The sequence below is a fragment of the Streptomyces sp. NPDC054840 genome (assembly GCF_053611065.1).
Genome location: NZ_JBSGZP010000291.1, coordinates 1 through 8,631 on the forward strand (window position 1 = coordinate 1; position 8,631 = coordinate 8,631).

General features: G+C 69.4%; 6 protein-coding genes. 3 read left to right on the forward strand and 3 right to left on the reverse strand.

Annotation, left to right across the window (positions count from 1 at the left end):
* Positions 1-92: 92 nt before the first annotated feature.
* From ACWGIU_RS20830 to ACWGIU_RS20840, 3 genes are all read left to right on the forward strand, one after another.
* Positions 93-1,709 (forward strand): MFS transporter, encoded by a 1,617-nt coding sequence (locus ACWGIU_RS20830; protein ID WP_453707884.1) that lies wholly within the window; start codon positions 93-95, stop codon positions 1,707-1,709.
* 271 nt (positions 1,710-1,980) lie between these two features.
* On the forward strand, positions 1,981-3,075 hold the full coding sequence (locus tag ACWGIU_RS20835; protein WP_453707886.1) for a carboxylate-amine ligase: 1,095 nt from the start codon (positions 1,981-1,983) through the stop codon (positions 3,073-3,075).
* A gap of 304 nt (positions 3,076-3,379) precedes the next feature.
* A complete protein-coding gene (locus ACWGIU_RS20840; RefSeq protein WP_453707888.1) occupies positions 3,380-4,216 on the forward strand; it encodes a class II glutamine amidotransferase in 837 nt (278 codons plus the stop codon).
* Between the two features lie 24 nt (positions 4,217-4,240).
* Here the strand turns inward: ACWGIU_RS20840 and ACWGIU_RS20845 are convergent, their stop codons facing one another.
* From ACWGIU_RS20845 to ppk2, 3 genes are all read right to left on the reverse strand, one after another.
* Positions 4,241-5,134 carry a CinY protein gene (locus ACWGIU_RS20845; RefSeq protein ID WP_453707890.1) on the reverse strand — a complete coding sequence of 298 codons (894 nt, stop codon included), beginning with the start codon at positions 5,132-5,134 and terminating at the stop codon, positions 4,241-4,243.
* A gap of 414 nt (positions 5,135-5,548) precedes the next feature.
* Entirely contained in the window at positions 5,549-6,913 is a 1,365-nt protein-coding gene (locus ACWGIU_RS20850) for a glutamate decarboxylase (protein ID WP_453707892.1), read from the reverse strand.
* Positions 6,914-7,016: 103 nt separating this feature from the next.
* Complete coding sequence (ppk2, locus tag ACWGIU_RS20855; RefSeq protein ID WP_453707894.1) at positions 7,017-7,991, reverse strand: polyphosphate kinase 2; 975 nt, start codon at positions 7,989-7,991, stop codon at positions 7,017-7,019.
* Between the last annotated feature and the right edge of the window lie 640 nt (positions 7,992-8,631).

Genomic DNA, 8,631 nt, shown 5'->3' on the forward strand with positions numbered 1-8,631 from the left:
GGACACGGGGCCGCCCCGGAGAAGCCCCCATCCGGCCGACCGCCCGGCGGGTCTGTCCGCCCGGCCCCTGCGCGGCCTGGGACCCTGCGTCCATGTCATCCCAGGCAGGCACGTCCAAGAGCACGGCGAAAGCACGACTCGTCCTGCTGGCCCTAGCGTCCGGACAGTTCCTGATGGCGCTCGACAGCTCCGTCATGAACGTCTCCATCGCCACGGTGGCCGAGGACGTGGGCACCACCGTGTCGGGTATCCAAGGCGCGATCACCGCCTACACCCTCGTGATGGCGATGTTCATGATCCCCGGCGGCAAGATCGGGGCGCTGATCGGCCGCAAACGCGCGTTCATGATCGGCTGCTGCATCTACGGGGCCGGCTCCCTCACCACCGCGCTCGCACCGAACCTTGGCGTGCTGCTGCTGGGCTGGGCGTTCCTGGAGGGGATCGGAGCGGCTCTCATCCTGCCGGCGATCGTGGCGCTCGTCGCCGGCAACTTCGCCGTCGAACGCCGCCCCGCCGCCTACGGACTCGTCGTGGCGGCAGGTGCCGTGGCGATCGCGGTTGGGCCGCTCATCGGCGGCATCGCGACGACGTACTTCTCCTGGCGGTGGGTCTTCGCCGGCGAGGTCCTGGTGGTGCTCGGCATCCTCCTGCTCACGCGCCGCATCGAGGACGCACCGCCGGCCGAACGCCGGCGCATCGACCTCGTCGGCGTCGTGCTTTCCGCCGCCGGACTCGGAATCTTCGTCTACGGCGTGCTCCGGTCCGACGAATGGGGCTGGTTCCAGCCGAAGCCCGAGGCCCCCTCGTGGATCGGGGTGTCCCTGACGGTCTGGCTGATGCTGGCGGGTCTGTTCCTGATCTGGCTCTTCCTCCGCTGGGAGGCCCGGGTCGGGGAGCGGGGCGGGGATCCCCTCGTCGATCCCGGCATGTTGCAGAACAGGCAGCTGACCGGCGGCCTGACGATGTTCTTCTTCCAGTACCTCGTGCAGATGGGCGTGTTCTTCGTCGTCCCGCTCTACCTGTCGGTCGCCCTGGGCCTGTCGGCTCTGGAGACCGGTGCCCGCCTCCTGCCGCTCTCGGTGAGTCTGCTGGCGGCCGCGACCCTGATCCCGCGCTACCTCCCGTACGTCTCGCCCCGGCGCGTGGTGCGGCTCGGAATCCTCGCGCTGCTCGCGGGAGCGGTGGTCCTGATGGCCGCGCTCGACCTGGACGCCGGCGCGGAGGTCGTCACCGTCCCTCTGCTGCTGATCGGGCTCGGCATGGGAGCGCTGGCGTCCCAGCTCGGGTCGGTCACCGTGTCCGCGGTGCCGCAGGCGCAGAGTGCGGAAGTCGGCGGCGTACAGAACGCCGTCACCAACCTCGGCGCCTCGATCGGTACGGCACTGGCCGGATCGATCATGATCGCCGCGCTCACGTCCTCCTTCCTGACCAGCGTCGGGGCGAATCCGGCGGTCCCGGACAGCGTGACGAGCCAGGCGACCGTCAAGCTCCAGAGCGGTGCACCGTTCCTGTCCGACGCCCAGCTGGAGACCGCGCTCGACGAGGCAGGCGTGAGCGCGGAGGTGTCCCAGGCGGCGCTGGACGCGAACGCCGCCGCCAGGCTCGACGGCCTGAGCGCGGCACTCGCCATCCTGGCCTTCGCCGCGCTGCTCGCCCTCTTCTTCACCCCGCGCATCCCGTCGACCCAGCCGCGCTCGACGAAGCCGTAGCCCAGCCCGCGTACGCCCGCCGGCCGAGCCGGGCCGAGCCCGAACGCGCCCGACCACCGGGCCCGTCGACGCGGTGCGCGCCCGGCCGCCTGCGGAGGAACTCCCGACCGGCTGACGGACCCACGGACCGTTCGGCGCCACGCGTGGATCGGCAGAGCAGTCCCCCGCCGCGCCATGGCCGAACGCGTGCGAGAGGCACGGGATTGCGCCCCATTGTGTGGCATTCGCCCCTCACCTGGGTGGTCACACCCGGTTATGGGTACCACCCAGCATGATCACTGTTGGGGTCGAAGAGGAGTATCTGCTGGTCGACCCGGAGACACTCCGCCCTACCCCACTCGTACAGCAAGTGCGTGCCTCGGCCCGCCTGGCACCGATCGCGGAGGAGCGAGAGGTCCAGGACGAGCTGTTGCAGGCTCAGATCGAAGTCGCCACCCCGGTGTGCACGGCCCTCGTGGAGGTGGGAGGCCATCTCCTGCGGTTGCGCCAGGCAGTCGCCGCCGCCGCGCAGGCGACCGGCTGCCGCATCGCAGTCTCTGCCACCGCGCCGGTCAGAACGGCCTCGCCCGTACCCATCACCGGCACGGCGAGGTACGCCAAGATGCAGCAAGAGGCCCGCTTGCTGGTCGATGAGCAGCTGATCTGCGGGATGCACGTCCATGTGGGGATGCCCGACCGCGAGACCGGGGTCGCTGTCCTGAACCGGCTGCGCGTCTGGCTTCCCACGTTGTTGGCGATGTCGTCGAACGGGCCCCTGTGGGACGGGCGGGACACCGGCTTCGCCAGCTGGCGCACGATCATTTTCGGCCGCTGGCCGGTCAGCGGCCCGCCACCGCATTTCGCGGGGCTCGCCGACTACGAGGCGCGGGCCGATGCGCTGGTGGAACCCGGGGTGATCCCAGACCGGGGGCAGCTGTACTGGCACGCCCGGCTCTCCGAGCGCTACCCGACGGTGGAGGTGCGCTGCTGCGACGTGCAGCTGGAGGCGGACGACGCGGTGATGCTCGCCGGTGTCGTCCGCGGGCTCGCCGCCACCGCGGTCGCCGAGGAGAAGGACGGCGTCGCTCTCGCGCCATGCCGGCCGGAGCTCCTGCAGGCGGCGACGTGGCATGCGGCCAGACATGGACTGGGCAGCACGCTGGTGGACCCGACGGGCCGGCTACGGAGCAGCGGGGAGGTGCTGAGCGCCCTCCTTCGGTACATCGGCCCCGCCCTCGAGGAGAACGGTGATCACCGGGAGGTGACCTCGCTGGTCCATCGGCTGCGCCGGCGGGGAACGGCGGCCGACCGACAGCGCCGCGCCCTGGCCGAAGGCGGCCTGCCGGCGGTCCGCGCTCTGATCACCGCTGGAACCTCCACCCCGTGACTTGGAGGGATTGAGGATCGATGCGGGCCGCACCGGTCCGGTGGCCCCGAAAGGCCGGTCGGCTCGGTTCCGGGTCCCCGTTCTCGGTTCCGCGTTCTCGGAGCGAGCGCCCTCCGATGCTCCGCATGGCGATGCGCGGCGAAGGGAGCAAAAATAGGGGGAATAACAGCCACCCGATCAGCGAATGCGGCCTCGTCACAGCACGGGGAGAGCGCCACTCCCCTCTCAGCACTCGAGAACGAAGCAAGTGGGGTGGAGTGGCGCGATGACCGCAGGTTCAGGTGAGGAAAACAGGTGACCGCTCATGTGCCGATGGCTCGCTTACTCCGGAACACCCCAGCTCCTCGACACAATCCTCTACAAACCGGCCCACTCACTGATCGATCAGAGCCTGCACTCCAAGCTGGGTGTCGAGACGACGAACGGTGACGGGTTCGGCGTCGGGTGGTATCCGGAGGGCAGCGACGGCACTCCCGCGCTCATGCGGGACGTAGGCCCCGCCTGGAACAACCGCAATCTGCGGGAGCTCGCGGACCACGTCACCTCCCCGTTGTTCTTCGCCCACATCCGGGCGTCGACGGGTACGGCCGTGCAGCAGACGAACTGTCACCCGTTCCGGCACGGCCGCTGGATGTGGATGCACAACGGCTCCGTCGCCGGCTTCCACGGCATGCGGCGGGACCTCACCCTGCTCGTCGACCCCGCGCTGTACTCCGAGATCGAGGGGACGACGGACTCGGAGACCATGTTCTACCTTGCGCTCACCTATGGCCTCGAGCAGGACCCTCCGGGCGGCGTCGCCCGGATGGTGGGGCTGGTGGAACGCATCGGCCACGAACACGGCGTGGAGTATCCGATGCAGATGACGGTCGCCGTAAGTGACGGGACGTCCGTGTGGGCCTTCCGCTACTCCAGCCAGGGCGCCTCCCGGTCGCTCTTCTACAGCAGCCGGGTGGATTCGCTGCGCAAGCTGCACCCCGAAGTCACCTTCCTGCAAGAAGTGTCCGACGAGACCCGCCTGGTGGTGTCCGAACCCCTCGGCGATCTGCCCGGTGCCTGGAACGAGGTACCCGAGAGCAGCTACGGCGTCGTACGGGCCGGAGCCGACGAGTTGTGTGCCTTCACCCCGGAACCGGTATGACGCGGCGTCGCGCGATGGACCCGGTCAGGGACAGGTGCCGGCCGGGTCATCGTGAACGAGGGCGCAGATCATCTGTGCGCCGCGCCGGTGCTCGGGGTACTTCGCGAGCAGCTCGGCCTTGAAGTCGTCCCATTGGCGTGTGACCTCGGCGGTGGCGCCGGCCGTCGCGTGACGGAAGTTGTCGCCCGTCGCCGAACGGGCGGATGCGACGGTGTCCTTGTTCAGGACACGGTTGTGGGCGATGCGGCCGGCGCAGTCGGGGGGCTTGACACCGGTGGAATCGATGTCGGGGTAACACCCGGTCGCGAGGTCCGCAGGGATACGCTCGCGCGCGTCCCGAGTCCAGTCTGCGTCCTTCATGGCGCTGTAGCGGCGGATGTCGAGAAAGGGCGCCACGCCCGTACGCTCCAGGCCGGGCGGGTTGTCGAGGCCGATCGGGCCGGGGGCAGGCCGGTCGCTCCAGTTGGAGTGCGAGTAGAAGTCCTCTATCTGGTGCCATCCGCGACCGAGTTGTTCGAGGACGGCGCACTTGGCCCGCCCGGGCTTCCCGTCCCACGTGCAGTGCGAGGACAGGTCGCTCTGGTCGGCGCGCACCTTGCCGTCAGCGTCGACGAGGCCGTCGGCGGCCTCGACCGCGTTGCGCAAGCGGGTGACGGAGGTGCGGATACAAGCAAGGAGCTCCGTGGTGGCCTCGTCGCGGGTCCGCGGGTAGTCGGGAGCGTAGCGGGGGGCGAGGTGGTCGGCGTTGTCGCAGTGCAAGGGGCCGACGTCGAAGTAGGGCGGTCGGTCGTTGGCGTTGATCGCTCCGTCGTGCGCATCGGCCATCTCGGTCAGCGTGACGGGGTCCCAGGGCAGTGCGGCCCGCGTGATGTCCTCGTGGTTGGCACCGGTGAAGGCGTGGGCGGGGCCGATCGGCACGGTGCTCAGAACGGCGGTAAGAAGGGCTGCGAGAGCTGCGCAGGACGGTCGGGGCAGGCCGGGCGGCATGCGTCGGGGCGCACGAGGCTCGACGCGTGCTGGGCACGGACGGATTCCCGAGCTCTGCTGGCCCGCACTCGAAAGGGTGCCGGTCGACGAGGGCCCCGGTCGGTGTCGGGGCGCGGAGGTCCTCACACGTTGACCAGGCCGCGGGAGTACAGCCATGTCTCCATGCTGCGCGTGCGCCCCGGGCCCCGCACGGTGCCGATGCCGCGAGCGCGGCCGGCGCTGGGTGATCTTCATCGGCCGGATCGGCCTCGCCGGCGCCCGATCGCCGCCCTGCCGCCGCGCGCGCCCGCGGGGGCGCGAAGTGCCGGCCGCTCGGCGATTCCGCTGTGTCACCATGCGTGTGCGTCAGTAGCCGGTGCCGCGCTTGACCTGGGCCCGTTCGATCACGTGGGCCGCGCCCTTGTCGTCCAGTGTGCGGCAGGCATCGGCGATGTCCTGGGTCAGGCGGTCGATCTGCTCACGGCTCAGGGTCTCCTTGACCAGGGCCCGCAGGATCTTCACGTTCTCCGCGTTGGGCGGGAGGGTGTAGGCCGGCACCATCCAGCCCCGCTCGGCCGAGAGCTGCCAGGCGATGTCGGACTCGTCGTAGGCGTGCTTGCCGGCGAGACGGAAAGCGACCAGCGGCAGCTGCTCGAGATCGCTGCCGATCACTTCGAAGCGGCCGCTGCTGGTCAGGTTGTCCGCGAGGGTACGGGCGTTCTCCTGCATCATCTTCATGATGTAGGTGTAGCCCTGACGGCCGAGCCGCACGAAGTTGTAGTACTGCGCGAGCACCATCGACGCACCGGTGGAGAAGTTCAGCGTGAACGTCGCGTCGGTCTTGCCCAGGTAGTTCTCGTAGAACACGAGATCTTTGGCCAGGTCGGCTTCCTCGCGGAAGACCAGCCATCCGATGCCGGGGTAGACGAGCCCGTATTTGTGCCCCGAGACGTTGATCGAACGGACCTGCTCGAGCCGGAAGTCCCATTTCGAGTCCGGGTAGAGGAAGGGCCACACGAATGCGCCGCTGGCGCCGTCGACATGGATCGGAATGTCGAGGTCACGCTTTTTGCGCACGTCCCGCAGAAGCTTGTCGATCCCGACGACATCGTCCATGTGGCCGGTGAAGGTGGTGCCGAGGACGGCGACGACGCCGATCGTGTTCTCGTCGAGGTGGGGCTCCACGTCCTCCGGACCGATCGTGTACTTGTTCTCGGCGAGCGGCACGATCCGGGGCTCGACGTCGAAGTAGCGGCAGAACTTCTCCCATACGACGTGGACGTCACCCCCGGAAATCAAGTTGGGGCGGTCGGTCGACAGGCCGGCTGCCTGGCGGCGCTCGCGCCACTTCCACTTCAACGACAGCGCGCCCAGCATGATCGCCTCGGATGAGCCCTGGGTCCGGCATCCGGTCGTCCGGCCCGGTGCGTGGAAGAGGTCGGCGAGCATGCGCACGCAACGCTGCTCGATCTCGGCGGAGATCGGGTATTCCGCATGGTCGATGAAATTGCGGTGCAGGTTCTCGGCGATCAGCCGTTGGGCCTCCGGCTCCATCCACGTGGTGACGAACGTGGCGAGGTTGCGCTGCGGGTCGCCCTCCATGGCGAGATCCACATCCACGAGCCTCATCGCATCTGTGGCGGCCATACCTTCCTCGGGGAAGGTCTCCGAGGGAGCGGGCGCCGTCAGAAATCGATTTCCGAAAAGAGCCGCATCGTCGAGCTTGGTCATGGCTCGATTGAACAGCCCCTGGCCTGTCGCGGACGAGGGACACACCGCGCGGACCGGCGCGGACAGCGGCACCGCCCCGACCGGTGTGCCGCCGTGCGCCCTGTCAGGGCCGCGAGGTGGGGTGCAGGCCGGGGCCGAGGGGCGGCCCGGCCAGGGGGGTGGGGGTGAGGTCGGCGGGTTCCTCGCCGGCCTCGAGGAGGGTGTCGGCGGCGCCGACGATGAGGGGGTCGGGGCGGCCGACCGCCTTCTCGTCCTTGCGGTCGTAGTCGATGCGCGACAGCAGGCTGCGCATGGCTTCGAGTCGGCCGCGACGTTTGTCGTTGGTCTTGACCACCGTCCACGGTGCGTGGTCGGTGTCGGTCGCGCGGAACATGGCGACCTTCGCGGTGGTGTAGGCGTCCCACCGGTCCAGGGAGGCCAGGTCGGTGGGTGACAGCTTCCATTGCCGCACGGGGTCGACCTGCCGGATCGCGAAGCGGGTGCGCTGTTCGGCGCGGGAGACCGAGAACCAGAACTTCACCAGGAGGATCCCGTCCTCGACGAGCATGGCCTCGAAGGCGGGGCACTGCCGCAGGAACAGCTCGCACTGGTCCGGGGTGCAGAACCCCATGACCGTCTCCACACCGGCCCGGTTGTACCAGGAGCGGTCGAAGAAGACGATCTCACCGGCGGCCGGCAGGTGGGCGACGTACCGCTGGAAGTACCACTGTCCCGACTCCCGCTCGGTCGGCTTGGTCAGGGCGACGATCCGAGCCCCGCGCGGATTGAGCCTTTCGGTGAAACGCTGGATCGTGCCCCCCTTGCCTGCGGCGTCCCGGCCCTCGCAGATCACCACCAACCGGGCACCGGTGTCCTTGACCCAGTGCTGCAGCTTCAGGAGCTCGATCTGCAGGATCCGCTTCGTCCGCTCGTACTCCGCCCGACGGACCTTGCGGTCGTACGGGTAGTTCTCCCGCCACGTGCGGATCGGGGCACCCGACGAGTCCAGAAGCACAGGCTGTTCCGGCCGTCGGTCATCCACGCTCAGCCCCGCCAACAGGTCCTCGGCCTCTGTCCGTGGAGAATCTTGGTCGTTCACACCCCGCAGCTACCCAGGCGAGACGCACGTATGGCTGCTACCAGTAGGCACAGACACGAAGCAGTTCCTCGGCCGGGGGCAGTCGCCGCCTCGGGCCGCGGAGTTCCTGCGGATGGTGAGAAGGTCCAGGTGTATCGACCCGGGGTGGTGCACACGATCGACGTTTCGGGGATCCACTGGGTGAAGGAGACCGGGGTGGTTTCGACGCTGTTCTCCGGGCCAGAAGGCGACGGGAACGGGCAGGCCGACGGCGAGAGCCGCACGTCGGCACCCCGCGCGGACGGCGGCCGGCTCGGCCCGCACATCCGTCCCCGGCTGTTCACCGGCGGCCGCGGAAGCCAGGTCTGTGCAGCTCGGCCCTCGCGGTCGCACCGTCGCCGGGAAGCGCCGTGAGTTCCGCGGCGTCCGCGACCGCTCCGACCAGCCGCGCCACCTCGGCCGGCCCCGACACCGACCGGTGGTTGTGTGGACGCCGAGCATCCCGGGCGCCCACTCTACGAGGCCACCCCGGATCTAGTGCTGTGACCGGAAAGGTTCACCGGGTTACGACGCCCGGCACGGCACCTCGCCGCGTTGTCGGACCGCGCGAGTACGTCCAGTACGAGCCGCGGCCCTCCGCCTTGCGATGCACCACACCGGA

Coding starts and splice junctions, on each gene's coding strand:
- ACWGIU_RS20830 (WP_453707884.1), top strand. CDS start 93: ATGTCATCCCAGGCAGGCACGTCCAAGAGCACGGCGAAAGCACGACTC.
- ACWGIU_RS20835 (WP_453707886.1), top strand. CDS start 1,981: ATGATCACTGTTGGGGTCGAAGAGGAGTATCTGCTGGTCGACCCGGAG.
- ACWGIU_RS20850 (WP_453707892.1), bottom strand. CDS start 6,913: ATGACCAAGCTCGACGATGCGGCTCTTTTCGGAAATCGATTTCTGACG.
- ACWGIU_RS20840 (WP_453707888.1), top strand. CDS start 3,380: ATGTGCCGATGGCTCGCTTACTCCGGAACACCCCAGCTCCTCGACACA.